This window comes from Streptomyces sp. NPDC001002 (assembly GCF_053599215.1).
This window is the reverse complement of record NZ_JBSFLV010000037.1, coordinates 22,549-48,285: the sequence shown is the minus strand read 5'-3', so window position 1 is coordinate 48,285 and position 25,737 is coordinate 22,549. Positions and strand designations below refer to the sequence as shown.

The window sequence follows — 25,737 nt, the reverse complement described above, 5'->3', positions numbered from 1 at the left end:
GGCGTTGCACGTCCAGGAATGGCTCGACACGGTACCCGCGGCAGCCGTCTATGCCGTGGTGGCGCTGGTCATCGGTCTGGAGAGCCTGGGCATCCCGCTGCCGGGCGAGATCGTCCTGGTCTCGGCGGCGCTGCTGTCCTCGCAGCACTCGGGCATCAACCCGGTCGTCCTCGGCGCCTGCGCGACCCTCGGTGCCGTGATCGGCGACTCCATCGGCTACGCGATCGGCCGCAAGGGCGGGCGGCCGCTGCTGGCCTGGCTCGGCAAGAAGTTCCCACGGCACTTCGGTGAGGGGCATATCGCCACCGCCGAGCGGTCCTTCGAGAAGTGGGGCATGTGGGCCGTCTTCTTCGGCCGCTTCGTCGCCCTGCTGCGGATCTTCGCCGGGCCGCTCGCGGGCGTCCTGCACATGCCGTACTGGAAGTTCCTGATCGCCAACGTCCTCGGCGGGATCTGCTGGGCGGGTGGCACGACCGCGGTCATCTACTACGTCGGTGTGGTCGCCGAGGACTGGCTGAAGCGGTTCTCCTACCTGGGCCTCGCGGCGGCCGTCCTCTTCGGGCTCGCGTCGATGCTGGTGATCAGGCGCAAGGCGAAGAAGGCGGCGGCACAGCGGGAGGCGGCCGAGACGGAGCCGGTCCCGGCGGTCGACTGAGCCCGGGACTGGAACTGGGGCCCGAACCAGGGGCCGCCGGGGGCTACGGCTTCTCGTACAACTCGTCGTGCGACTTGGCGAGCTCCGCGTACAGCGTTCCGTTGAGGGTGACGCCCTCGCGCTCCTCGGCGGTCAGTTCCCGCCGTACCTTCGCCGGGACGCCCGCGACCAGCGAGCCCGGCGGCACCTGCATCCCCTGCGGTACGAGGGCCTGGGCGGCGACGAGTGAACCGGCGCCGATCACCGCGCCGTTGAGGACCGTCGCGCCCATGCCGATCAGGCAGTCGTCCTCGACGGTCGCCCCGTGCACCACGGCGTTGTGCCCCACGGACACCCGCTCACCGATGCTGACCGGGAACCCCGGGTCGGCGTGGAGCGTGCAGTTGTCCTGGATGTTGGCCTGCGCGCCGACGGAGATCCGCTCGACGTCACCGCGCAGGACGGCGCCGTACCAGACGCTCGCCCCTGCCTCCAGCGTCACGTCCCCGATCACCGAGGCCGTGGGTGCCACGAACGCCTCCTCGCTGATCCTCGGCTCCCTGCCGCCGATCCCCGTGATCAGTGCCTTGTGCGTCATCGACCTCTCCTCGTCGTCGGTACTCAGCGCACCGTACGCCACCCGGTAGGGCGAAGATCACAGCCCCTCGACCTCATGGGCGCACCTCGCCGTCAGTACGGTGAGCGGGTGCCGAAGCGCAAGAACACGTTCTCATCCTGGCGTCACCGTCTCGTCCAGCGCGCCGTGCACGCGGGCTGGGCCTGGGTGCAGCGCACGGGCTCCGTGACCGCGGACTCCCCGGGACGGTTCCGCTTCGGCGCGATGGGAACCGGTACCAGACTCGCCTTCCCGCTCGGCACGGTCTTCGGCGAACCCTGGATCCATCTGGGCGCCCACTGCATCGTCGGCGAACAGGTCACCCTCACCGCGGGCCTGATGCCCGACCTCGACCTCGGCCCCGACCCGATCCTGCGCCTCGGCGACGGCGTGGTCCTCGGCCGCGGCAGCCACGTCATCGCCGACACGACGGTCACCATCGGCAGCGACTGCTACTTCGGCCCCTACGTCTACGTCACGTCCACGAACCACTCCTACGACGATCCCCACGAGCCCATCGGCAAGCAGTGGCCCCGGATGGAGCCGGTGGAGATCGGCCCGGGCTGCTGGATCGGCACCGGCGCGGTGATCCTGCCGGGCGCGCGGATCGGCCGAAACGTGGTGGTGGCCGCCGGCGCGGTCGTCCGCGGCGAGGTCCCCGACCACGCGGTGGTGGCGGGCGCACCGGCCCGGGTCGTACGCCGCTGGACCGCGACGGAGGGCTGGCAGCCGCCCCTCAGAACCCCCGCACCCGTCCCGATCCCCGACGGCGTCACCCCCGAACAGCTGCTGGCACTCTCGGAGTTGGACGAGGAGACGGTGGAACGGCTGGCGCAACTGGACGCGGAGTCCTGACGCACGCGCCGCTGGTTCGGCGGCGTGGCCGGCGCCTCGCCCAGGCCGGCGTGGATGTCGATCGCGCCCCTTGGAGATCCCCGTTCACCCTGCGGCCAGCAGCAACGTGCCGAGCAGAGCAAGGCCCGCGCCGGCTGTCTGCACCGCGCGGAGGCGTTCGTGGAGGAAGCCGCGGGCGGCCAGGGACGTCACCACCGGGTAGAGCGAGGCCAGGACCGCGGCCACGGTGATCGGGCCGTGCTGGGCGGCGATCGAGTACGTGCCGTTCGCCGCCACGTCCGCGAGGCCGACGAAGGCGAGGGTCGGCAGGGAGGCCCAGGGGAAGCCGGTCGGCGGGAGGGCCTCGGCGCCGCGTCGGACGGAGACGTACAGGGCGATGCCGCCCGCGGCCACGTTCGTCAGGCGCTGCACGAAGAGGGCCAGGAAGAGGCCGGTGACGGTCGTCGAGGCCTCCGCGATCAGGGCGAAGACCGCGCCGAAGCCGAGGGCCGCGACGAGGGTGAGCACGATGGCCTGACGCTGGACCGGCGCGCCGCGCAGTTGGGGGCCGCCCGCGAGGACGACCCCGGTGACGGCCACCGCGATGCCCGCGACCTGCGTCAGGCCGGGACGCTCGCCGAGGAAGAGGCCCACGCCGACCGGGACGGCCACGCTCAGGGTCGCGAGCGGGGAGACGACTCCCATCGGGCCCAGCGCGAGCGCCTTGTAGAAGGAGATCATCGCGACCGGCCCCGCCAGTCCGGCCGCGACCGCGAACCACAGGCGCGGTCCCGCCTCGGTCCAGCCGCCCGTCGCCACCACGACCGCGCCGAGCACGGCCGCCGCGATCACCTGCGAGACCACGACCACCGTCAGCGCCGACAGGCGCCGGGTGAGCAGGCCACCGCCGAAGTCGGCCATACCCCACAGGAGGCTGGTGGCCAGGGCGAAGAATGCTGTCACGGTCGCCTCGCAGTACAGTTCGGTGAACGATCCGGTGCATCACACCGTAGTTCACTGCATTGAACTCTGTCATTCAGAATATTGGACGTAAAGTGGCGGACCTCGACCTGCTGAACCAGTCCCTGGCGCGCAACGTCAAGCGCTGGCGCAACGAACGCGGCTTCACCCTCGACGCGCTCGCCGCCCGGGCCGGAGTCAGCCGCGGCATGCTCATCCAGATCGAGCAGGCCCGCACCAACCCCAGCATCGGCACGGTCGTGAAGATCGGGGACGCGCTGGGCATCAGCATCACCACGCTGCTCGACTACGAGCAGGGCCCCCGGGTCCGGATCGTCCCCGCCGACCAGGCGGTACGGCTCTGGCACACCGACGCCGGCAGCTACAACCGACTCCTCGCCGGCACCGAGGCCCCCGGCCCGCTGGAGATGTGGGACTGGCGCCTCATGCCCGGCGACCACAGCCCCTCCGACCCGCACCCCACCGGCACGGTCGAGCTGGTGCACGTCACGGCGGGCGAGCTGACCCTCACCGTCGACGGCGAGAAGTACCCCGTCCCGGCCGGTTCGAGCGTCTCCTTCGAGGCCAACAGCCCCCACACGTACGGCAACGAGGGCCGCGCGCCGGTCGAGATGATCATGTGCGTCTCGGTACCCGGCGTGCGCCCATGAGGCCCCGAGGGGTTTGTTAGCGTGCCGCCATGGACGCACCCATCGGACACTTCGACCACGCCATCCCCGCCCCCGAGGCCCTCGACGACCTGATCGGCCCGGTCGCCGAGGCCGTACGCCGGTGGCGCGGCAGCGTCCCCGCCGAGCAGATCGTGTACGTCGAGACGGACCCCCAGTGGGCCGACACCGCGGTCTTCGTGGAGCACTACGGCCGGGAACTGCTGGAGAAGTCGGCGAACTGCGTGGTCGTCGCCGGCAAGCGGGGTGGCGAGACCACCCTCGCTGCCTGTGTCGCCCTGTCCACCACCCGGGTCGACGTGAACGGCACGGTCCGCCGCCAACTCGGCGCCCGCAAGGCCTCGTTCGCGTCGATGGACACCGCGACGGGCGAGACCGGCATGGAGTACGGCGGCATCACCCCGATCGGACTGCCGGACGGCTGGCCCCTGTTGGTGGACTCGGCGGTCGTCGACCTGCCCTACGTCCTGGTCGGCAGCGGCCGGCGGCGCGGCAAACTCCTCGTGCCGGGCAAGGCGTTCGCCGAACTGCCGGGTGCCGTGGTCCTGGAGGGGCTGGGAGTGGCGGTCTGACGGGGTGTCCCGGCAGTACGTCTGAACGGGGTGCCCCTCAGCACAGCCGACCGGGGTGTTCCTCAGCGCGCCCGGTCAGCTGGCCGAGTCCTCGCCGAGGTACTGCTCCGCGAACGCGCCGGCCGCCGCGGGTGAGGTGAACAGGCGGCGCAGCCGGGCCAGTGTGGTGCCGGCGCGGAACGGGTCGCCCGAGGACGTGCCGTGGTAGACGTCCGACAGCCACTGCGAGAACTCCTGGTAGTCCCAGACCCGTTGCAGGCACGCGTCCGAGTAGCCGTGCAGGCCGCCCGCCTCGCCCTTCGTGAGGTAGGAGACCAGTCCGTCGCCGAGCAGGAAGGCGTCGTGCAGGGCGAGGTTCATGCCCTTGGCCGCGATGGGGGCCGTGAGGTGGGCCGCGTCCCCGGCGAGGAAGAGCCGGCCGAACACCATCGGCTCGACCACGTAGTTGTGCATGTCGAGGACGCGCTTCTCGATCAACCGCCCCTCCGTCAGCGGCGGTCGGTCGGACGCGCCGAGCCGCTCCTGCAACTCGCTCCAGACGCGGTCGTGCGACCAGTTCTCCGGGTCGTCGCCGGGCGGGCACTCCAGGTAGTAGCGGGTGACCTCGGGGCTGCGCGGCATGTGTCCGGCGAACCCGCGCGGATGGATGCCGAACAGCACGCAGTCCGACGAGGGCGGTGCCTCGGCGAGCAGCGCCAGCCAGCCGATGCCGTAGTCGTGCCGCGCTATTCGGGCCCGCTCCGGCAGCGCGGTCCGTGTCACCCCGCGCGCCCCGTCGCAGCCCGCGACGAAGTCGCAGTGCACGAGCTGCCGTTGACCGGTCTCCGGGTCGGTGTACGACACCGAGGGACGGTCCGAATCCATGTCGTGCAGCTGGACGTCCCGGACGCCGAACCGAATCGCCCCACCGCGCACGTCCGCGTACTCGCGCACGAGGTCCGTCACGAGCAACGGCTGCGGGTAGACGAAGTGGTGATGCCCCGTCAGCTCGTGGTACGAGAACCGGTGGCGCCGCGTCCCGAACCGGAACTCGCACTCGGTGTGCAGCTCGGCCCGCGCCAACAGGTTGTCCGCGAGGCCTCGTTGTTCAAGGCCCCGCACCGCCCACTCCTCGATCACCCCGGCCCGGGGCCGGCGTTCTATGAACTCGCGGGACTCCACCTCCAGGACCAGACAGTCGACGGAGGCGGCGCGCAGGATGTTGCCGATGGTGAGGCCGGCGGGTCCGGCGCCCACGATCACCACGGGGAAGGAAGCGGAAGTCACCCGAGCATTATGACGGTGGCCCGTCAGACGCGGCAGGGCTCCCCGCGGCCGACGGGCACCGCCGTCCGTCAGTGCGCGGGCGCGTCCGTCACCACGACCTCCTCGATGCTCCGCTCGATCTCATCGGCGGGGGAAGCGGTCGCCCGGGCCCAGTAGTAGATGCCGACCGAGAAGGCGGCGATGAGCAGCATGTCCCACCACAGGGCGATACGGCCGGTGCCGCCGAAGCCGCCCTGCCAGGAGATCACGCCCATGCCCAGCAGATAGACCGGCAGCCACTGGGCGGCCTTGAAGTCCAGCCGGGGCGCGTCCGGTTGACGGGTCGAGGTCGCGTACCAGGCGTAGCCGCCGAGCAGGACGTAACCGAGGACGATCGCGATGCCCAGCCGCCACAGGGTGTCCCAACCGGCCCAGTAGATGATGAGGTTGGCCACCACGAACGACAGCGGCGAGAGCACCTTGCCGGCCGGCAGCCGGTACGGGCGGTCGTGCTCCGGCAGCCGGTCGGCGAAGACGCCGTACGCCAGGGGCGCGCCCGCGTACATCAGCACGCTCGCCGAGGTGATGAAACTGACCAGCTCCTGCCAGCTCGGGAACGGCAGGAAGCAGACCACACCGGTCACGAAGGAGATGATCAGGCCGAACCACGGCACGCCCCGGGCGTCGGTGCGGGCGAAGAGCTTGGGCGCGTAGCCGTTCTTGGCCAGGCCGAAGGAGACCCGGGAGGTGGCGGTGGTGTAGATCAGTCCGGTGCCGCCGGGGGAGATGACGGCGTCGAGGTAGAGCACCACGCTCAGCCAGCCGAGGCCGACCAGGGTCGCGAGACCGGCCCAAGGGCCGCTGATCCCTTCGTACTTGAGGTGCGCCCAGCCGTGCGCGAAGGTGCTGTGCGGCAGCGCGGCGATGAACACGACCTGGAGCAGCAGGTAGATGACCGCGCCGATGGCGACCGAGCCCAGCGTCGCCCGGGGCAGGTCCCGCTTCGGATTGCGGCTCTCGCCCGCCAGTTGGATGGCCTGCTCGAAGCCGAGCAGCGCGAAGATGATGCCGCTGCCGCTGATGGCGCTGAGCACGCCCTTGGCGCCGAACGGGGCGAAGCTCTCCGAAGTGAAGTTGCCCGGATGGAAGTTGCCGGCCGCGATGATGAAGATGGCGCCCAGCGGGACGGCGATCTTCCACCAGGTGGCGGCGCTGTTGGTGTGCGCCAGGGCGCGCACGCCGAAGAAGTTGACGGCGACGAACACGGCCATCAGGACGACGGCCGTCGCCAGGCCGCTCGGGGTCAGTGTGCCGTCGGTGTGCTGGAGGCCCTGTGCCCAGTGCCAGTGACCGGCGTAGCCGATCATCGCCTCGACCTCGATCGGGGCGACGGTCGCGGCCTGCAGCCAGGAGAACCAGCCGAAGGACATGCCGGCCAGGCCGCCGAAGGCGTAGTGCGGATAGCGTGCGGTGCCGCCCGCGACCGGGAACATGCCGCCGAGTTCGGCGTGCACCAGGGCCAGCAGGACGATCGCGATCGCGCCGATCACCCACGAGATGATCGCCGCGGGTCCGGCTGCCACGACCGCCTTCTCGGCGCCGTACAGCCAGCCCGAACCGATGATGGAACCGACGGAAGCCCACATCAGACCGATGAGTCCGACGTCCCTCCGCAGACCGCTGGGGCCTCTTGTCTCCGCCGCGGGGGCGTGTTCGACGCTTACCATTTTCTCAGCGCCCTCTCATGAAATGTATATAAACTTTCATTGCCTGAGAGGTTGCATGTTAGAAATCAGAAATGGGCGCGCAGAAGACCCCTGGTCCAATCTTGACCAGGGTGAGGGTGGATCCTGGACCGCGCCTAACGCAGTCGGGGGATTTCGATCGCGGGGCACCGGTCCATGACCATCTCCAGGCCGGCCGCGCGGGTGCGGTCGTAGGCGCTCTCGTCGATCACGCCGAGCTGGAACCAGACGCCCTTCGCGCCGATGGCGAGCGCTTCGTCGGCGACGGCTCCGGCGAGGTCGCTGTTGACGAACACGTCGACGACGTCGACCTCGAACGGGATCTCCGCCAGCGAGGCGTACCCCTTCTCCCCGTGCACCGTCTCCGCCTTCGGGTGCACGGGCACGATCCGCTTCCCGAAGCGCTGCAGGACGGCTGCGACACCGTAGGCCGCGCGCTGCTTGTTCGACGACAGGCCCACGACCGCCCAGGTGTCGCCGAGCTCGGTGAGGATCTTGCGGACTGTCGCTGAGTCGCCGTACACGCTCGGTCTCCTCGGGATGCGGGGGTCTTGTCCAAGACCTGTTACCCAGACACAACAGGGGGCGGGGCGTGATGATTCCTCGTATCCATGTGCTGTTCTTGACCATCGGCATACCATGCGAACGCGTATGTGAACGGCTCTTGGGGGAGGCGCGTTTGTTCGGCAGTGCAGGTGAAGAGGGGTCCGGACTGCCGCGGGGGGTACGGCTGTACCGGCTGAGCGCCGACGGCTCCGTCGTCCTCGCGGATCGTGACGGCGCCCGGGAGCTGGGGCCCGAGCGGGACCTGCTGCGGTTCATCGACGACGGACAGTTCGCCCACTATCTGGTCGGGGACGCGGCCACGTCGCCCGAGCGGCCCTCCAACGCCACCGTCAAACTCGGCATCGTCGGCCCGCGCAGCGCCTTCACCCCGCACGCGCACGGCGGCGAGCACTTCGTCCTCAGCCTCGGCTACGCGGCCTGCGGACTGTACGACACCGAGCGCGGCCGCGTCACCGAAGTCCCGCTCACCCCGGGCGAGTTGATCCGCATCCCCGAGATGATGCCGCACTCCTTCGCCAACCGGGGCCCGGCCCCGCTGACCATCCTCGCCGCCAACACCGGCTACGGCATCGACCACGAGGACTACGCGATCACCGCGCCCGAGGCGGAACGCAGGGCCGGCGGCCCTGCGTACGACGACCTGGGTTCGGCGTACGACGACATCGGCTCGGCGGGCGCGCGCACCAGCACCCTCGCCGCCACCGACTACCTTCAACTCGCCGCCGCCCTGCGTGACATCGAGCGGGTCCAGCAGGTGCGCGGGCCGGGTGTCACCACCGCGCGGGAGCGGCTGGCCGCCCGGTTGCGCCGGCTCGCGCAAGGACTGGAGGGCCGTCGATGATCTGCCCGCACTGCGAGCAGTCCCTGCTGCGCAAGGAACGTCCCGGCAACGTCTGCGGCAAGTGCGGGCGCAGGTACGCCCTGGACCCGAAGACCAACCCGCTGAAACTCAACGACCTGCGGGTCCGCCGGATCGTCCTCAAGCTCGGGCAGGAGGGCCAAGTCCCCTGCACACCGGGGCAGTTGTGGTACGCCCTGTCCCGAAAGTCGCTGCGGAGCGCCCGGGTCGAGGTGGGCTGCGCCCTCGGGCTGACCCTGATCGGTTTCTTCGTCGGGGTGTTCGGGCTGGGCACGCACGTCGTCGCCGTCACTGTCGTCGCCGGTCTGCTGCTGCTCGCGGCGATCGGCGTCGTGATCGCGTGGTCGGCAGGCGTGGGCCGGGGGCGACCGCTGCTCGGCCGGGAGGCCTTCCGCACCGGTCCGATGGAGGAGTGGCGGAGCGTCTACGGGGCGCTGCCGGACGGAGTGGTCGACGACCGCACCTATCCGGCGACCGCACCGCCGGTCGGTGCCGCTGCTGGTCCCTCCGACGGGATCGTCCTCGTCTGCCCCGACCGCTCGGTCGCCGCCTTCCTCGACGCGGCGGGCCTGACCGCACGGTACGGCCTCACGCTCGTCGCCGAGCCGTACTCGCTGCCCGCCGCGCCCGATCGGACCCTGCTGGTGCTCCACGACGCCGATGCCCAGGGCCTGTTGCTCACCCACCAGATCCGTGCCGCGCTGCCGACCGGCCGCGTCGTCGACATCGGTCTGCCACCGGTAGCCGTGCAAGGGCCCACTCGCGCGGTGCCCCTGCGGGGCGAGGCGCCGGAGGCGTGGGTCATGGAACAGCTCGCGGCGAAGGGGGAGTTGAGCCCCGCGCAGCTGAAGTGGCTGGGCAAGGGGTGGGGGTTCCCGCTCGTCGGGGTGCCGCCGGCCAAGCTGCTGGCCGTCGTCTCCCGGGCCGTCGAGCGGGCCCGCGCGACGGACGACCCGGTACGCAGGCGGGCCGCCTCCGTCGGCTTCCTGACCTGGCCGGAGGAGCGGAGATGATCTGCCCCAACTGTCAGGCCTCCCTGCTGCGCAAGGAACGTACGGGCAATGTGTGTTCGCGCTGCGGGCGCCAGTTCGCCCTGGACCCCAGGACGAAGGGCCGGGGCATGCACGACACGCGCATCCGGCGCATAGCCGAGAAGGCCACCGGCAGCGGCCGCCGCCAGGTCACCGTCACCCAGCTCTGGTATCTGGCCCGGATCGACAACCCCACCTGGGCGGCGGTCCCGAAGAGTGGACGCCCCGTATGGATCGGGCGCACGGTGGGGGCGATCCTCGTCGTCGGGCTGGTGGCACTCGGCATCCGCATGCAGGACATGCGCTTCGCCGGGCTGCTGTGGTGGGCGTGCGTGGGGGTGGCCGTCTACGTGTTCGCCCTGGCGAAGGGGGAGCCGCCCCGGCCCGCGCGCGGCGCGGGCGCCCAAGTGGTGCCCACGCTCGCGGAGTTCCGGACGATGATCTGCACGTGGTGGGTGCACGCGTACGGAAGCCTGCCGCCGGGGATCGTGAACGACCAGGAGTACCGGGACACCCACGAGGTCACCGGCCCGCGCAAGGGCGATGACCCCGGGCCAGAGCAGCCGCAGCCGGTCGAACTCCTCTGTCCGGACCGGGTCGTGCGCGTCTTCCTGTCGGTCAATCGGATCCCGGGGCGGCTGAACCTGACACTCGCCGCCGGGCTCTCCGAACTGACCGGCCCCGGACCCGTGGTGGTCCTCCACGATGCGAGCGCACGCGGCTTCCAACTGGTCGCCGACGCCCGCGCGCTCACCCCCCGACGGGTCGTGGTGGACGCGGGGCTGCCGGTGCGGGCGGTCCTCGACAACCGGAAAGCCGTACGGCTCCACGAGGACCCGCCGGCCGCCGTGCTCGGTGAGCCGCAGGAACAGCCCGACTGGCTGCGGAAGTTGGTGCGAAGGGCGCCGAGGGAGGCCGCCTGGCTGACCCGCGGCTGGTTCAGCCCCGTCGCCGCGGTTCCGCCCGCGCTGCTGGAGTCGGCGGTCGAGCGAGCCGTGCGGGAGGCCCGCGGCGCGTTGGCGAGGGAACGACGGGAGGCCGCCGGGGTGGGATTCATGAGCTGGCCGGGGTCTTCGGACTCGCCGGTGAGGGACGGGAGTTGACATGCCGAGGTTGACGGACCGGGTCTGTCGGGTGCTGTGGGAGGGGGCGCTCGCCGGCGCCGGGGTCGGAATCATGAGTGGGTCGGGATCCTCGGATTCTCCGGTGAGGGACGGGGATTGACATGCCGACGACCTTGAACCCGGTCGGCCGGGCGCTGTTGAAGCGGGCGATCACCGTCGCCGCGCAGCGGGCCGCCGCGCCCGGAAACCTCCGCTTCACCGAACGCCAGCTGTACTACGAGACCTGCCGCGTCCTGCGCCCGACCCCCGCGCCGGTGCGCCGCATCCCGCACAGCCCGGCCCCGCCGTTGCGGCTCTCCCGGTTCACCGAGGTGCTGCGCGGCGCGGAGTGGGCGGCGGGGTTGCCGGGGTTGCTTCCTGCTCCCGCCGACGCGAACGCCACCGCCGGCCCGACGATCGGTGGTCCGGCCCGTGAGCCCGACCTCTACGACTACGCGCTGCCCCGGCTGCTGATCTGCCAGGACCGCGCCATCGCTCAGATGCTGCTGGCCAACCATGTGCACCTGGAGGCGGCCTGTCCCGTCCTGAGCGCCGAGGACGATCTGCCGCTCGATCCCCGTCTGTTGGCCGCCTTGGAACGAGCCGAGGGCGCGACCGTGCACGTCCTGCACGACGCGAGCCCTGCCGGGATCGGGCTGCCGGGTCGGGTGCGCGAGGGGTTGGGGCGGGTGGCCGTCCGGGGGCGAGAGAGGAGCGGGCCGGGACTTGCTCTGGTGGGCGACGGGCCGGGTGCGGAGTCCGCCCCGGTGCTGGAGGAACTCGGTGCAGAGTCCGCTCCGGTGCTGGAGGAAAGCGGTGCGGAGTCCGCCCGAGTCGCCGAGGGGCCCGGTGGGGTGCCTGCCCAGGTGGCCGAGGGACTTGCGGGGCTGCCCGTCCGCGTCGCCTCGCTCGGACTCGTGCCCCGGCATGCCCAGACGCTTCGCCTGGTGGCCGGGCGCCGGCCCCGCCCGGTGCCGCCGTTCGGACCGTTGCCGCCCGGGCTTCGGCCCGCGGAGGTCGACTGGCTGGCCGCGGGTCGGTTCGCCGAGGTCGCCGCGGTGCCGCCGGCCAAGCTGCTGCGTGCCGTACTCCGGCTCACCCGTGGCCCCCGCCCGACCCGTCACTCCGTCTGGGGCGAGCTGCGCGGTCTGCGCAGCGCCGGGTTCATGACCTGGCCCGACGCATGATCCGCCGCCGCCCCGAGGACCGTATGCCCGTCCGCCGCAGACCCGAGGACCTACGACGATGATCCGCCCACGCGAAATCGGCTACACGGACGAACTGCTCGCCGACGGCAGTGTCCACCGCACCTACGAGGACGGTCGGCAGGAATGGCGTTGGCGCGGCCAGGCCGGCCAGGTGTTCTGGCGTGACGACCGGGAGAACACCGGCACGGACGAACTGCTGGGCGACAAGATCGTCAAGCGCACCCTCGCCGACGGCACGGTGACCTACGGGCGCGACATCGGCTACGGCCGCACGCTCTGGGGGCGCGGCGAGACTCTCATGATCAACCGGACGTCGTTCGGCGGCCGGATGGGCGCGCTCCTCGTCGGTCTCGGCGTGGCCGGACTTGCCATCACCGCCTCCCAGTTGCCGCCGCTCGCCCTCACCCCGGAGGAGGAAGAGGAACTGCGCCAGCAGGCACAGAGCGCGTCCTCCGGAGGCGACGGCGGTGGGGGAGGGGGAGGGGACGGCGGCAGTGGCAGTGACGGTGACTGGGACGGCGGGGACTGGGGTGACGACGGTGGTGGCTGGAGCGACGACGACTTCGGCTGACCGGGCGTGGCAGCTGGCGGCCAACGCGGCCAACGCTGCCAACAAGGCGCGCGTGCAAGGCTGTTCGTGTACGCGGCAACAGGAAAGGACTCCCCGATGACGCGCTTTTGCGTCAGTCTCGCGTCGGACACCGCGCCCACCGACGGCCGGCCCGGCGCCGCCGACGCGCACCTCGCGGCCATGGGTGCTTCTACGGTCGCGCCCGGTCTCGCGCTCGTACGGGACGAACCCGGCCATGCCCAGGGGCCGTTCGAGGCGTACGGGCTGCGGGCCGTGGGAGAGGTCACCCTGCACAACCGCGCCGACCTGCTGGCCGCGCTCGTCGCCGACGGCGCCCCCGCCCCTCAAGACACCGGTGACGGCGAGCTGTTGCTGCGCTGCTGGGCGAGGCTCGGCGCGGAGGGTGTCGCGCTCGCCGAAGGCATGTTCGCTCTTGCCGTCCTCGACGGTCACGACCTCGTGCTGATCCGCGACCACGTCGGCGCCCGCACCCTCTTCTACGCCCGGGCCGCCGATGCCTGGGCGGCCTCAACCTCCCTGCGAGCACTGCGCCGTTGGCCCGCCCTGGGCACCCGTATGAACCTGTCCGCCGTCCGTTCCTTCCTCACGTTCGCCTATCTGCCGGGCGACGAGACGCTGTTGGAGGGCGTGCGCGAGGTGCTGCCCGGCCGGGTGCTGCGGTTGGCGGCCGACGGGACGGTGACGGAGACGGTGTACTGGGAGCCTCAAGAGCGCCTGGGGGAGGGGGAGTTCGGGGGATCCGACGACCACGTCCTCGCCCTGCGCGCGCTCCTCGAAGAGGCCACCGCGCGGCGGCTGCCCGAGGCCGAGGCGGTGGGTGTGCTGCTGTCCGGCGGGATCGACAGTTCGCTCGTCACCGCGCTCGCCGCGAAGCTGCACGGCCACCCCGTGCACACGTACTCCATCAGCTTCGGCGACGAACTCCCCAACGAACTGGGCTACTCGGGCCTCGTCGCCACCCACTGCCACACCCGGCACCGGGTGTTGACGGTCTCCGGTACGGCGGTCGCCGCGCGCCTCGCCGACACGGCCGCCCTGCTCGACAGCCCGGTCGGCGACCCGCTGACCGTGCCGAACCTGCTGCTCGCCGAGGCGGTTGCGGGCGACGGACTGCGGACCGTGCTCAACGGGGAGGGCGGCGACCCGGTGTTCGGCGGGCCCAAGAACCTCCCGATGCTGGTCCAGGAGATGCACGCGGGGGCGCCGGGAGCGCAGGGTTCGCCCTGGTACGAGGACCGGGCCACCGCGTATCTGCGCTCGTACCGTAAGTGCTGGACCGACCTCCCGGATCTGTTGACGGCTGATGCGCTGTCCGCCCTGGAGTCCGCGCCGGCCCCGCAACGCTTCGTCGAGCCCTACCTCACCGGCCCGGACCGGATGAGCCACCTGCTCAACCAACTCCTCCACTGCAACCTGCGCACCAAGGGCGCCCACCACATCCTCACCAAGGTCGAACGACTCACCGCCTCCCAAGGGCTCCAGGGCCGTGCCCCGCTCTTCGACCGCCGGGTGATCGACCACGCCTTCGCGACCCCGCCCACGCTCAAGCTCCGGGGCACGAGCGAGAAGTGGGTCCTGAAGGAAGCCGTACGGGATCTGCTGCCCCCGACCGTCGTGGACCGGCCCAAGAGCGGGATGCGGGTTCCGGTGCAGCAGTGGTTGAGCGGGCCGCTGCGGGAGTTGGGCGGCGATCTGCTGCTCGGCCGGGCCGCACGGCAGCGGGGGTTGTTCCGGCCCGAGACGGTACGGACCTGGCTGCGCGGCGAGGGCACGTTGCTGCCCCGACAGGGCGGGAAGCTGTGGCTGGTGCTCACGCTGGAACTGTGGCTGCGGGCGTATGACCTGTGAACCGGGTCAACACGCACGCTGTGAACCGGGTCAACACGAAGGCCGCGGGGCGGGTCGACACGCAGGCTGTGAACCGAGTCAACGCGAAGGCTCTGGCCGTGAACCGGGTCGACGCGAAAGCCGTGCCGTGAAACGGGTCGACGCGAAGACCGTGGCTGTGAACCGAGTCAACACGACCAGGCCCTGTGAAGGCCAATGGCAGCGAACCGGCTGGATCCGCCGGTGTCTTGTGAACAGCACGATGGAGGCAACCGCACTGTGAACACCACCCTCATCGACCCCCGCACCGGCCGTGACCGAGGCACCGCCCCCGTCGCCCGCGAGAGCGACGTGCGGTCCGCCGTCGAGGCCGCCCGCGCCGCACTCCCCGGCTGGCGCGGCCTCACCCCCAAGGAGCGGTCCCGTCGGCTGGAGCGGCTGGCCGTGCTGGTGGAGGAGCACGCCGACGAGTACGTGGCTCGTGAGGCCGCCGGCACCGGTAAGCCCGCGAGCGAGACGACGGGCGAGGTGGCGCAGGTCGCCGACCTCTTCCGGTTCTACGCCTCCGCCGTCCGCGCACAGTCCGTACCGGCCGCCGGACGCCTGGTCGACGGCCACGAGAGCTGGGTGCGCTGGGAGCCCCTCGGGGTCGTGGCGGTCGTCGTCCCCTGGAACTACCCGCTGATGATAGCCACTTGGCGATGCGCCCCCGCCCTGGCCGCCGGGAACACCGTGGTCGCCAAGCCCGCCGAGACGACCCCCGACACCCTGGCCCTCCTCGCCGAGCACGCCGCCGAAGCGCTCGGCCCCGGAGTCCTCACCGCCCTCCCCGGCGACCGGCAGACCGGTCGGCTGCTGGTCGAGGCCCACGTCGACATGGTCGCGTTCACCGGCAGTGCGACGGCCGGCGCCGATGTGGCCGCGCGGGCCGGCGGGCGCCGGGTCAGTCTCGAACTCGGCGGCAACGCCCCCGCGCTCGTCCTGCCCGATGCCCCCGACGACACCTGGACCCAGCTCGCCCGCGCCTGCACCTACAACGCCGGTCAGAGCTGCGCCGCCCCCGCCCGGGTCATCACCCTGCGCGAGAACTACGAGGAGACGGTCGAGCGGTTGGCCGCCGCGGCCCGGGACTGCCTCGCGGGCCGGGACTTCGGTCCGCTCAACAACCCGGACCAGTTGGCCCGTTACGACGGCATCGTCAAGTCCTCCGCCGCCAGGCGGAACTTCGCGGCCGACATCGCCTCCGGGCCCGGCGAGGAGAACGGCTTCTGGCGCCCGACCCGGATCCTGGCCGACCTCCCCGACGACGACCCGGCGGTGGTCGAAGAGGTCTTCGGCCCGCTGCTCACCGTGCAGTCGGCGGAGAACCTGGACGGGGCCATCGCCCTTGCCAACGGAGTGCTCCAGGCGCTGGCGGCGAGCGTGTGGACCCGCGACCTGACGACCGGCCTCGATCTCGCCGGCCGGCTGAACGCGGGGGAGGCCTGGCTCAACTGCCACCTCGTCCAGACCGCCGAACTCCCGCACGGCGGCCGAGGCGCCTCCGGCCACGGCACGGACCTGAGCACCCTCGCCCTGCCCGAGTACCAACGCCCGAAGACCATCACCGCCCGGCTGGTACGGGGGAACTGACGGCGTCGGCCCGCGCACCTGGGGGAATCCGGGACCTCGGTCCGGAACCTCGATCCGGGACCTCACTCAGGACCCCCATCCGTGATCTCTGTCCGGAAAACGCGCGGGATGCCTGCGCGCGGCCCGCCGCCCGCCTACGCTCGCTGCGTGCTGCGCATCACCGACGCCCGAACCGGTCGACCCGTCGACGCCGCCCCTGTCCGCCGACGGCTGACCAGGGTCGAGGCCCATGTGCGGGGCCACGACACCGGCGCCCTGCGCGTGCTGCTGGTCGCCGATCTCCTCGTCCGCACACTGGAACTCGGCGGTACCCCGGTCTGGCCCCTGCTGACCGGCGACCGGGACCAGGCGGAACTGCGCGCCGACAGTGCCGCGCTGGGCATCCGGCCCTTCGAGGACACCCGGGACGTCGGTTCCGGACTGGGGGAATCGCAGGTCGTGCACGTGCTGGAGGCGGACGGCACGGCCCCCGCGGACGGGGTCCTGGTCGCCGTAGCACCCGTGGACGTGGCGGCGGATGATCTCGGCCATCCGGAGGCGCTGCGGCCCGGGGACCTGAGTGCGAACCGGGTCGACCCGGCCGTGCTGCGTCTCGCCCTCCTCACCCCGCCCCGCGCCACCCCCGCGCGGCTCGACAAGGCCGCCCTGACCGAGGCCGGTGACACGCTCCGGCGCTGGCGTCGGGCGGTCGCGGAGTGGGCGCGGCACCCCTCGCGGCCGGTCCCCGACCAGGTGCGCGCCCGGCTGCGCGCGGCCTGGGAGGACGACCTGGACGTGCCCGAGGTACTGCGCGTGCTGGCCGACGTGGAGGCGTCGACGGAACTGCCCGAGGGGGCGCGCTTCGAGACGTACGTCTACGCGGACCGGCTGCTCGGCCTCGAACTCTCCCGCGACCTGGGATCGTCGGCGTGAGCGCCCGCGCGGGCTTCGGTCCGCTGCGTCGGCTGGTCGTACTGCGGCACGCCAAGTCCGCCTGGCCGGCGGGCGTTCCCGACCACGAACGACCGCTCGCCCCGCGCGGCATCCGGGACGCGCCCGCCGCGGGCCGCGCGCTGGCCGAGCACGACCTGCTGCCGGACCTCGCCCTGTGCTCCACCGCCGTACGGGCCCGCGAGACCTGGGAGTTGGCGTCCGCCCAGTGGGGCACCCCGCCGCAGGTCCAGCGTGACCCGCGGCTGTACGGCGCCGACGTGCCCGAACTGCTCGATGTCGTGCACGAGGTGTCCGCCGAGGTGGAGACGCTGCTCGTGGTCGGGCACAACCCCGGCCTGGAGGAACTCGTCCTGGAACTCGCCGAGGACGGCCTCGACGACGCGCTGGACGAGGTGCGGCTGAAGTTCCCGACCTCCGCGATCGCCGTACTGGCCTGGCACGGCACCAGTTGGGAAGCCCTCGCTCCCGGCACGGCGCTGCTGACGAACATGCTCGTGCCGCGCGGCAAGAAGAGCGGGCAGTAGGGCAGGAAGCAGACCGGAAAGGGGCGCCGCCCGCGGGCTCGCCCCAACTGCCCTACCCCAACTGCCCTACCCCAACTGCCCTACCCCACATGCACCCACGGCCGCCGCTCCGGATCCGGCTCCGCCCGCCGCAGCACCTCACGGGTGACCGGCGCGACCTCGCCGTGGCCGAAGACCAGGAACTGGAAGAGGTGGCTGACCGGGTTGCCCTCGGTCCAGCTGAAGTAGGCGTGCGGGACCTGGCCCGTGCGGTCGCGGATCGACAGCAGGACCGCGGCGATGGTGTTGGGCACGGTCGGGCCCGACACCCGCAGCCGCCGTACCCCGTGTTTCTCGTCGCCGTGCACGGTGACGTCCGACAGGAAGTCGGAGGAGTCCCGCACAAACACCTCCAGGAACAGTGGCGGTTCGCCCTCGGGGATGTGCGTGTGTGCCCGCTGCTCGTACTCCTTGGCGCGGTACTGCCCGGTGGTGTGGTCGTCCGGTTCGTTGGCGATCAGCTGGACCGGTCCGCGGCCCGCCGCCTCGTCCACGAGTCGGGCCGCCGTCTCGTCGAACGTGACCTCCGTGGCGCGCAGTTCGAAGGCCCGGTGCACCCGTGAGACGAACGAGGTCACCAGGATGGCGAGGATGAAGATCAGTGCGATCTTGAGGCCGTCGGGCCGCTCGACGACATTCGTGACCAGGGTGTACGCGAACACCGCAGTGATCACCCCGAAGCCGATCGCGGCCCGCCGGTGTCCCCGCTTGTGCACGGCCACCGTCGACGCGAACGCCGCGGACAGCATCAGCACCAGCACACCGGTCGCGTACGCCCCGCTCTGCTTGTCGACGTTCGCGTCGAACCACAGCGTGATCAGGACGGCGGCCAGCATGAACACCAGCACCAGCGGCCGCACCGCCCGCGTCCATTCGGGAGCCATGCCGTAGCGCGGCAGATAGCGCGGTACGAGGTTCAGCAGACCGGCCAGTGCCGAGGCGCCCGCGAACCACAGGATGGCGATCGTCGAGACGTCGTACACCGTGCCGAAGACCTGGCCCAGATGCTCGTGCGCGAGATAGGCGAGGGCGCGTCCGTTGGCCGGGCCGCCGGTCTTGAAGTCGTCCTGCGGGATCAGGATCGTCGTGGCGAGGCTCGACAGGAGCAGGAAGCAGCTCATGATCACGGCGGCCGTGGTGAGCAGCTTGCGGGTCTCCCGGATCCGGCCGGTGGGCTTGGCGTACGTGTCCGTCGGGTCGCCCTTGACCTGGGGCATCACCGCGACTCCGGTCTCGAAGCCGGACATGCCGAGCGCCAGCTTCGGGAACACCAGCAGCGCCACCCCGACCATGGCGAGCGGCGAGGAGTGCTCGGCGGTCATGGCGTCCGTCCAGTCCCCGATCCGCACCGGATGGCTCAGCACCTCCCAGGCGGAGACGGCGAGCACGACCACGTTGAGGGTCAGATACGTCCCGACCAGCACCACCGCGATCCCGATGGCCTCCCGGAAGCCCTTCAGGAACACCCCGCCGAGGAGACCGACCAGCACCAGCGTGATCCAGAGGTTCTCGCCCTCCAGCCAGTGCGGGGCGAAGGGGTTCTCGACGACGTGCGCGGCGGCGTCGGCGGCCGACAGGGTGATCGTGATCATGAAGTCGGTGGCCGCGAACCCGAGCAGCACCAGCACGAAGATCTTCCCCGACCACCACGACAGCAGCCGCTCCAGCATGGCGATCGACCCCTCGCCGTGCGGGCTCTCGTGCGCCACCCGGCGGTACACGGGCAGCGCCCCGAGCAGGGTCAGCCCGATCAGCACCAGCGTCGCCAGCGGGGAGAGCAGTCCGGCGGCGAGGGCGGCGATGCCGGGCTGGTAGCCGAGGGTGGAGAAGTAGTCGACGCCGGTCAGGCACATGACCCGCCACCAGGTGTGGCCCTTCTCCTCGGGCTGCGGGGCGGCATGTGGCCCTTGGTGACGGGCCGACTGCTGACTGAGCCCGTCCAGCAGCCACGAGCGCAGCCGCGCCTTGACGCCGGGGGAAGGGGAGGCCGCGGAGGTCGAAGAGATCGGGGAGTTCACGCTGCCACTCTTGTCCACCTCTGCGCCGCTCATGCCGTGCCCCCTGTACGCGTCGCGGCCGGGCCGCCCCCGATGGGTCCCTGACATCCTCGCCCGCACCGCCGAAGGGGGCGACAGCACCAGGTCATAGGGTGGACGGATGCAGGACGAGTACCGCACAGTCGCCCGCGCGGGGGTGCACGAGACCGAGGTCAACCGCTCCCGCTTCCTGTGCGCCCTCGCCCCGGCGGCCACCGAGCAGGAGGCTCAGGCCTTCGTCGCCGCGATCCGCAAGGAGCACGCCGACGCCTCCCACAACTGCTGGGCCTACGTCATCGGCGCCGACGCCTCCGTCCAGAAGGCCAGCGACGACGGCGAACCGGGCGGCACCGCGGGCGTCCCCATGCTCCAGATGCTGCTGCGCCGCGAGATGCGGTACGTCGTCGCGGTCGTCACCCGCTATTACGGCGGGGTCAAGCTCGGCGCGGGCGGACTGATCAGGGCGTACGGCGGCGCGGTCGGCGAGGCCCTGGACGAACTCGGCACCCGCACCCGCCGCCGCTACCGCCTCGCCACGGTCACCGTCGACCACCAACGCGCCGGCAAGCTGCAGAACGACCTGCGCGCGACCGGCCGCGAGGTCCGTGACGTGCGGTACGGGGAGGCGGTCACGATCGACATCGCCCTTCCGGACGCCGACGTGGACGCCCTGCGGTCCTGGCTCGCGGACGCGACCGCGGGGACTGCGGAGTTGGAGCTGGGCGGGGAGGCGTACGGGGACGCGTGAGCGGACTCCCCCGGCCGATCGGGTCAGGGGGCGTCGGCGCGGAGGGGGGCTTGTACGTCGGCCAGGACGCCGGCGTCCCGCAATCCCAGCCACACCCGGTCCCGCGTCAACGGAAGTTCCGTGAAGCGGACGCCGGTCGCGTCGCGCAGGGCGTTGGCGAAGGCGGGGGCGACCGGGTTGAAGGGGCTCTCGCTCATCGACTTGGCGCCGAGCGGGCCGATCGTGTCGGCCGTCTCCATGAAGTGGACCTCGGTACGCGGCACGTCGGCGTACTGCGGCAGCCGGTAACGGCGGAACGCGGCCGTCTCCACCGCGCCCCTGTCGTCGATCCGGACGTGCTCGAAGAGGGTCGCGCCGAGCGCCTGGGCGACCCCGCCCTCGACCTGGCCCCGGCACTGCATCGGGTTCATCACCTTGCCCGCGTCGGCCGCGTGCACGCTGCGCAGGATGCGGATCTCACCGGTGCCGGGATCGACGGCCACCTTGAACCACTGCGCGTTGAAGGCGACCGAGCGCGGGGTGCCGCCGAAGTGCCCGTCGGCGGTGCACTCGACGCCCACCGCCCGCGCGGCGGCGTGCAGTTCCTTGAGTGCGAGCCGGCCGCCCGGGTGCAGCACGGCTTCCTCACCGAGTCGGCACTCCGCGCGAGGGACCCGCAGATGCGCGGCCGCGAAGTCGAGCAACTGGTCGGCCAGGGCGCGGGAGGCGCGCAGGGTGGCCTTGCCCGCGACGACGGTTCCGGTGGAGGCGAAGGCGCCCGTGTCATGGCGTACGACGTCGGTGTCGGACTGGCGGATCGTGATCCGGTCGACGGTGGTGGCGAGTTCGCCCGCCGCGATCTGGCGGTGCACGGTGGTGGTTCCGTTGCCGAACTCGGCGGTGCCGACGGCGAGATCGAAGGTTCCGTCGGCGAGGAGGGTGGCCTTCGCATCGGCGATGTGACCGCCGGGCGGCCCTGTGGCGATCATCGCGAGGGCCGCGCCCTCACCGGTCAGCCAGCCCTCGGGGACGTCCTCCGCCCCGCTCGCGGTCTCCTCCGCCTGGGCGCGGCGGACGACGGCGAGGCACTGGTCGAGGCCGTAGCTGGCGATGTGCAGGTCCTCCTCCTCGCCGCCCGGGGTGATCATCGCCTCGCCGGGACCGATGATGTTGCGTGCCTTGAACTCCAGCGGATCCAGGCCGAGTTGCCGGGCCAGTTCGTCGAGCGCGGACTCGACGGCGAACATCACCTGACCGAGCCCGTAGCCCCGGAAGGCGCCTGCCGGGACGGTGTGCGTGTACACCGAGTAGGCGTCGACCTTCTTGTGCGGGGCGCGGTAGACGGCCATGGACTCGCCCACGCTGTGGAACATCACGGCCGGCCCGTGATTGCCGTACGCCCCGGTGTTGGACACAACTCGCAGGCGCAGCGCGGTCAGTGTGCCGTCGCGACGGGCGCCGATCTTCACGGCGATCGTGAACGGGTGCCGGGTGGTGGCCCCGTAGAACTGCTCGGCGCGGGTGTACTCCAGCTTCACCGGGCGGCGCAGGCGCAGCACGGCGAGGGCCACGATGTCCTCGACGAGCATCTCCTGCTTGCCGCCGAAGCCGCCGCCGACCCGCCCGGCGACGACCCGCACTTGCTCCTCGGGGAGGTCGTACAGCGCGCACAGGGCGCGCCGGGTCAGGAACGGGGTCTGTGAACTGGTGCGCACGGTAAGCCTGTTGTCCTCGTCGAACCAGGCCACCGCCCCGTGCGTCTCCAGGCTGGCGTGCTGCACGCGCTGGGTGCGGTACGTCTCCTCGTACACGGCGTCCGCCTCGGCGAAACAGGCCTCGACGTCACCGATCTCGCCGTGCGCCTCGCCGACGACATTGTCCCGGGGACGTGAAATCCGGGCCGTGGCCGCGTCCTTGTCGTGCACGACCGGCGCGCCGGGCCGCATCGCCTCCTCCGGGTCGAGGACCGCGGGCAGCACCTCGTACGTCACCTCGACGCGCCGGCAGCCCTCCTCGGCGGCGGCCTCGCTGTCGGCGACGACCGCGGCCACCCGCTGGCCGACGTACCGCACGGTGTCGTCGAGGACGCGGGTGTCGTCCGGGTCCTCCGTGGGGTGCTCGTGGCGGGCGGTGGAGAAGTGCCGTTCGGGGGCGTCGTGGTGGGTGAACACGGCGTGGACGCCCGGGACTTGGAGCGCGGCCGTGGTGTCGATCGCGGTGATGCGGGCGTGTGCGTGCGGGGAGCGCAGCAGCTTCATGTGCAGCAGCCCGGGCACGTCGATGTCGAAGGTGTAGCGGGCGGTGCCGGTGACGACCTGAGGACCGGCCGGGGCGGGGAGGTTGCGGCCGACGGACTCGCCGGCGTCGGGTGCCTCGACGTGACACACCCCGCGTACCGCGTCCTCGATCGCGCGATAGCCGGTGCAGCGGCACAGGTTGCCCTTGAACGCCCGTGGCAGATCGGTGAGTTGGTCTTCGTCCAGGGCGGCCGTGGTCATCAGGAACCCGGCGGTGCAGAAGCCGCACTGGAAGCCCTGCGCGTCGAGGAACTTCCGCTGCACGGGGTGGAGTTCGCCGTCGGGCGCGGCCAACCCCTCGACGGTGGTGACGGATCGGCCGTCGGCGCGGAAGGCGGGGTAGAGACAGCTGTGCACGGGCTCGCCGTCCACATGGACCGTGCACGCCCCGCAGTCGCCCGCGTCGCAGCCCTTCTTCACCCCGAACCAGCCACGCTCGCGCAGATAGGTGCGCAGACATTGCCCGGGGCGCGGTTCGTCGGCGAAGGAGCGCCCGTTGACCTCGACGTTCATGGCGTGACCTCTGTCTTCGTCGTGCCCGCGCCTTCGAACTCGCGGCGGATCTCCTCCGCGAACCGCAAGGTCATGTGCCGGCGCCACGCGGGCAGCCCGTGGATGTCGTCGAACCACTCGCCGTCGGCGACCGCCGAATCGATCGCGGTACGCAGTTCCCGTGCCGTCGGCGGCAGCGGGAACCACAGCCGCACCGGCCGCACGGTGGCGGCGGTCACCGTGACGGCGAGGGAGTGGTCGAGCGGGTCCAGCGCGCCGATGACCAGGGCGCCGGAGCGGCCGAGCCCGTACAGCGAGGCCTGTCGGAACGCGGTACGGCAGGCCAGCGCCCGCGCGGGCAGCGTGATCGAGCGCAGCAACTCGCCCTCGGCCAGGGCCTTGCGGCCCGCGCCGGTCACGAAGTCGGCCACGCGCACCCGGCGTCGTACCCCGTCCTGGGCGAGGAGCAGGCACTCGCCGTCCAGTGCGGCCGTGAGGGAGATCATCGGGCCGGCCGGGAGGGCGTTGCACAGGTTGCCGCCCACCGTGGCCATGTTCCAGATCTTGAACGAGGCGAGGAAGGCCCGGCAGCACTGCTCGAAGAGTGGGGCCGCCTCGGCCGTCAACGTCCGCGCGAACCTGGACAGTTGGGCGATCGTGCAGGTCGCGGCGATCTCCACGGAGCCGTCCGGGTGCAGTCGCACGGGCGGCCAGCCGGTGCGGCTCAGGTCGACCAGGCGGCGCAGGTGCGGCTGGGGCTCGGAGAACAGATAGGTGCCGCCGCCCAGCCAGGCGTCGCCCGGCCGCCAGGGCGCCGGGTGCCGGGCGTCCCGGATCTCGACCACGGTGTTCAGGTCCATGACCGCCAGTGAAACAACGCGGACCCGGCCCGGACGACTGGTGCGGAGCACGGAATATCCGAGTCCCGCGGGGCCGGTCCTGGAGGATTCACCAAGAGGCGTTCCCTGCCGTCAGGCTTGCATTTACGATGCTGAGACTCGGATTCACCTCGTGAATGCGAGGAAGGAACGAGGAGTCTGAGCACATGCACGTCGAACACCTCCTGAGGGACGAGTCCCTCGGCCTGCGCCTGCTGTGGGCCGAGGACGCGTTGCTGCGACGGGAGATCAGCGGGGTCACCGTCACGGATCTGGAGGACCCGGCGCGCTTCGTGCGGCCCGGCGAGGCCGTGCTGAGCGGCCTGGTGTGGTGGAGCCCGGCTGGCGGGCGGGCCAAGGCGGAACGGTTCGTCGCCGGGCTGAAGGGCGCGGGCGCGGCCGTACTCCTGGCAGGCGAGGAAACCCACGGCTCGGTCCCCGACGACCTGGTCGAGGCCTGCGTACGGCAGGGCGTCCCCGTGGCCGGAGTGCCCGCGCACATCATGTTCCGGGCGATCACCGACACCGTCTATCTGCGCCAGTGGGGCGAGCTGAGTCGGCACCAGGCGCTGCCCGAAGGCGCGCGGGGGCGGCTGAACCGGCTGGTCGCGCAGGAGGCAGGACCCGAGCAGGTGCTCGCCGCCGCCTTCGCGCACCTCGACCGCACCACCGCCTACCTCGTCACGGCCACCGGCCGCACGGTCGCCGCCACCCCCGGCGCCGATCCGCTCCCGCCGCACGAGGCCGCCGCGCTGCCCACCGCCGACGCCGGGGTGACGGTCGCGGTGGAGGCCGACGCGGCCACCCCGTACGAACGCTGGTGGCTGCACCTGCCCGACGCCGCCGCGGCCCCGCCCCGCCTGTTGCACGAGATCACCGCGGTCCTCGGCCGCTGTCAGGAGTCATGGGCTCGGCGCCGGGCCGCCGAACACCAGACGGCCGACGAACTGGGCGCGGTGCTGGCCGTGCCGGGTGCTGTACCCGACAGTGCGCTGGCTGGGTGCGGGCTCCCGCCGGAAGGCCCGTACCGCGTGCTGGTCGCCGACACGGGCACGGGCACTCGGCACGAGGGGCTCACCGAGGGCGCGCTGACGGAGGCCGTCGCGCACGCGGCCCCCGTGCACTCGGCAGTGGGCCGGCTGCCCGACGGCTCGGCCTTCGCGGTCGTGTCCGCGGACGCGGCCGAGGGGCTGGCGGAGTGCTGGCCGCTCGTCGCCGGGTGCCGGCCGGACGTGCCCCTGCACGGCGGGATCGCCGCCCCGGCCCCCGACGCCTCCGCACTGCCCGGCGCCTTGGCCGAGGCCCGCTACGCCCTCAACTCGGCCCGGACCACCGCGCCGGACGCCTCCGCCCTGACCGACGCCACCACGTTGACCGCGCTCGACATGCTGCTCACCGGCATACCGGTCGAGGTCCGTACCGCCTACAGCCGCACGGTTCTGGGCCCGCTGCTGAACCCCGAGAGCGCCTCCGCCGTCGCCCTCCTGCACACCCTGGAGACCTTCCTCGCCCACGACGGATCCTGGGCCCGCGCGGCCGAGGCCCTGCACCTGCACGTCAACACCGTCCACTACCGCGTCCAGCGCATCGAGCACTTCACCGGCCGCGACCTCTCCCGCCTCCAGGACCGCCTCGACCTGTGGGCCGCCCTGCTGTGCCGGGCGGACGACGGGCGCGGCCGGTAAGCGTCGCTTGCC

23 protein-coding genes are annotated in these 25,737 nt (G+C 72.0%); 15 read left to right on the top strand and 8 right to left on the bottom strand.

Annotation, left to right across the window (positions count from 1 at the left end; all coding sequences use genetic code 11):
• The first annotated feature begins 4 nt into the window (after positions 1-4).
• Positions 5-655 carry a DedA family protein gene (locus tag ACWDR3_RS18825; protein ID WP_450353615.1) on the top strand — a complete coding sequence of 217 codons (651 nt, stop codon included), beginning with the start codon at positions 5-7 and terminating at the stop codon, positions 653-655.
• A gap of 43 nt (positions 656-698) precedes the next feature.
• On the opposite strand, the gene ACWDR3_RS18820 is transcribed toward ACWDR3_RS18825, so the two are convergent.
• Entirely contained in the window at positions 699-1,232 is a 534-nt protein-coding gene (locus ACWDR3_RS18820; RefSeq protein WP_450353614.1) for a gamma carbonic anhydrase family protein, read from the bottom strand.
• 75 nt (positions 1,233-1,307) lie between these two features.
• Between ACWDR3_RS18820 and ACWDR3_RS18815 the strand changes: the two genes are divergently transcribed.
• Complete coding sequence (locus tag ACWDR3_RS18815) at positions 1,308-2,105, top strand: acyltransferase (RefSeq protein ID WP_450353613.1); 798 nt, start codon at positions 1,308-1,310, stop codon at positions 2,103-2,105.
• Between the two features lie 84 nt (positions 2,106-2,189).
• On the opposite strand, the gene ACWDR3_RS18810 is transcribed toward ACWDR3_RS18815, so the two are convergent.
• On the bottom strand, positions 2,190-3,047 hold the full coding sequence (locus tag ACWDR3_RS18810) for an EamA family transporter (protein ID WP_450353612.1): 858 nt from the start codon (positions 3,045-3,047) through the stop codon (positions 2,190-2,192).
• Positions 3,048-3,139: 92 nt separating this feature from the next.
• Here ACWDR3_RS18810 and ACWDR3_RS18805 point away from each other — a divergent pair, with 92 nt between their 5' ends.
• Together ACWDR3_RS18805 and ACWDR3_RS18800 are read left to right on the top strand one after the other, a co-directional pair.
• Positions 3,140-3,715, top strand: a complete 576-nt coding sequence (locus ACWDR3_RS18805) for a helix-turn-helix domain-containing protein (protein ID WP_450353611.1) — start codon at positions 3,140-3,142, stop codon at positions 3,713-3,715.
• A gap of 29 nt (positions 3,716-3,744) precedes the next feature.
• On the top strand, positions 3,745-4,305 hold the full coding sequence (locus tag ACWDR3_RS18800) for a YbaK/EbsC family protein (RefSeq protein WP_450353610.1): 561 nt from the start codon (positions 3,745-3,747) through the stop codon (positions 4,303-4,305).
• Between the two features lie 75 nt (positions 4,306-4,380).
• Here the strand turns inward: ACWDR3_RS18800 and ACWDR3_RS18795 are convergent, their stop codons facing one another.
• The 3 genes from ACWDR3_RS18795 to ACWDR3_RS18785 form a co-directional block, all read right to left on the bottom strand.
• Entirely contained in the window at positions 4,381-5,571 is a 1,191-nt protein-coding gene (locus ACWDR3_RS18795) for a 4-hydroxybenzoate 3-monooxygenase (RefSeq protein WP_450353609.1), read from the bottom strand.
• 68 nt (positions 5,572-5,639) lie between these two features.
• Positions 5,640-7,277, bottom strand: a complete 1,638-nt coding sequence (locus ACWDR3_RS18790; protein ID WP_450353608.1) for an APC family permease — start codon at positions 7,275-7,277, stop codon at positions 5,640-5,642.
• A gap of 134 nt (positions 7,278-7,411) precedes the next feature.
• Positions 7,412-7,819, bottom strand: coding sequence for a CoA-binding protein (locus tag ACWDR3_RS18785; RefSeq protein WP_450353607.1), 408 nt, complete (start codon positions 7,817-7,819; stop codon positions 7,412-7,414).
• Between the two features lie 155 nt (positions 7,820-7,974).
• Here ACWDR3_RS18785 and ACWDR3_RS18780 point away from each other — a divergent pair, with 155 nt between their 5' ends.
• The 9 genes from ACWDR3_RS18780 (at position 7,975) to ACWDR3_RS18740 (ending at position 17,571) form a co-directional block, all read left to right on the top strand.
• On the top strand, positions 7,975-8,703 hold the full coding sequence (locus tag ACWDR3_RS18780) for a cupin domain-containing protein (protein ID WP_450353606.1): 729 nt from the start codon (positions 7,975-7,977) through the stop codon (positions 8,701-8,703).
• Positions 8,700-9,734, top strand: coding sequence for a hypothetical protein (locus ACWDR3_RS18775; protein WP_450353605.1), 1,035 nt, complete (start codon positions 8,700-8,702; stop codon positions 9,732-9,734). The genes ACWDR3_RS18780 and ACWDR3_RS18775 overlap by 4 nt, the downstream gene beginning before the upstream one ends.
• Positions 9,731-10,855, top strand: a complete 1,125-nt coding sequence (locus ACWDR3_RS18770; protein WP_450353604.1) for a hypothetical protein — start codon at positions 9,731-9,733, stop codon at positions 10,853-10,855. The genes ACWDR3_RS18775 and ACWDR3_RS18770 overlap by 4 nt, the downstream gene beginning before the upstream one ends.
• A gap of 122 nt (positions 10,856-10,977) precedes the next feature.
• Positions 10,978-12,042 carry a hypothetical protein gene (locus ACWDR3_RS18765; protein WP_450353603.1) on the top strand — a complete coding sequence of 355 codons (1,065 nt, stop codon included), beginning with the start codon at positions 10,978-10,980 and terminating at the stop codon, positions 12,040-12,042.
• Between the two features lie 58 nt (positions 12,043-12,100).
• Entirely contained in the window at positions 12,101-12,634 is a 534-nt protein-coding gene (locus ACWDR3_RS18760; RefSeq protein ID WP_450353602.1) for a hypothetical protein, read from the top strand.
• 96 nt (positions 12,635-12,730) lie between these two features.
• Positions 12,731-14,503 (top strand): asparagine synthetase B family protein, encoded by a 1,773-nt coding sequence (locus ACWDR3_RS18755; RefSeq protein WP_450353601.1) that lies wholly within the window; start codon positions 12,731-12,733, stop codon positions 14,501-14,503.
• Between the two features lie 258 nt (positions 14,504-14,761).
• Positions 14,762-16,114 carry an aldehyde dehydrogenase family protein gene (locus ACWDR3_RS18750; RefSeq protein WP_450353600.1) on the top strand — a complete coding sequence of 451 codons (1,353 nt, stop codon included), beginning with the start codon at positions 14,762-14,764 and terminating at the stop codon, positions 16,112-16,114.
• Positions 16,115-16,222: 108 nt separating this feature from the next.
• Positions 16,223-17,026, top strand: a complete 804-nt coding sequence (locus tag ACWDR3_RS18745) for a hypothetical protein (RefSeq protein ID WP_450353599.1) — start codon at positions 16,223-16,225, stop codon at positions 17,024-17,026.
• On the top strand, positions 17,023-17,571 hold the full coding sequence (locus ACWDR3_RS18740) for a SixA phosphatase family protein (protein ID WP_450353598.1): 549 nt from the start codon (positions 17,023-17,025) through the stop codon (positions 17,569-17,571). Before ACWDR3_RS18745 ends, ACWDR3_RS18740 begins: the two co-directional genes overlap by 4 nt.
• An 80-nt stretch (positions 17,572-17,651) precedes the next feature.
• Here ACWDR3_RS18740 and ACWDR3_RS18735 read toward each other — a convergent pair whose 3' ends face one another.
• On the bottom strand, positions 17,652-19,661 hold the full coding sequence (locus ACWDR3_RS18735; RefSeq protein WP_450353597.1) for an amino acid transporter: 2,010 nt from the start codon (positions 19,659-19,661) through the stop codon (positions 17,652-17,654).
• A gap of 106 nt (positions 19,662-19,767) precedes the next feature.
• On the opposite strand from ACWDR3_RS18735, the gene ACWDR3_RS18730 reads away from it, so the two are divergent.
• On the top strand, positions 19,768-20,394 hold the full coding sequence (locus ACWDR3_RS18730; protein ID WP_450353596.1) for a YigZ family protein: 627 nt from the start codon (positions 19,768-19,770) through the stop codon (positions 20,392-20,394).
• A 23-nt stretch (positions 20,395-20,417) separates the two neighbouring features.
• Here the strand turns inward: ACWDR3_RS18730 and ACWDR3_RS18725 are convergent, their stop codons facing one another.
• On the bottom strand, positions 20,418-23,183 hold the full coding sequence (locus ACWDR3_RS18725; protein ID WP_450353595.1) for a molybdopterin-dependent oxidoreductase: 2,766 nt from the start codon (positions 23,181-23,183) through the stop codon (positions 20,418-20,420).
• The gene (locus ACWDR3_RS18720; RefSeq protein ID WP_450353594.1) at positions 23,180-24,022 is read right to left on the bottom strand and encodes an FAD binding domain-containing protein; all 843 of its coding nucleotides are present in this window, start codon (positions 24,020-24,022) and stop codon (positions 23,180-23,182) included. Before ACWDR3_RS18720 ends, ACWDR3_RS18725 begins: the two co-directional genes overlap by 4 nt.
• 185 nt (positions 24,023-24,207) lie before the next feature.
• Between ACWDR3_RS18720 and ACWDR3_RS18715 the strand changes: the two genes are divergently transcribed.
• Positions 24,208-25,725, top strand: coding sequence for a PucR family transcriptional regulator (locus ACWDR3_RS18715; protein ID WP_450353593.1), 1,518 nt, complete (start codon positions 24,208-24,210; stop codon positions 25,723-25,725).
• Positions 25,726-25,737 lie beyond the last annotated feature (12 nt).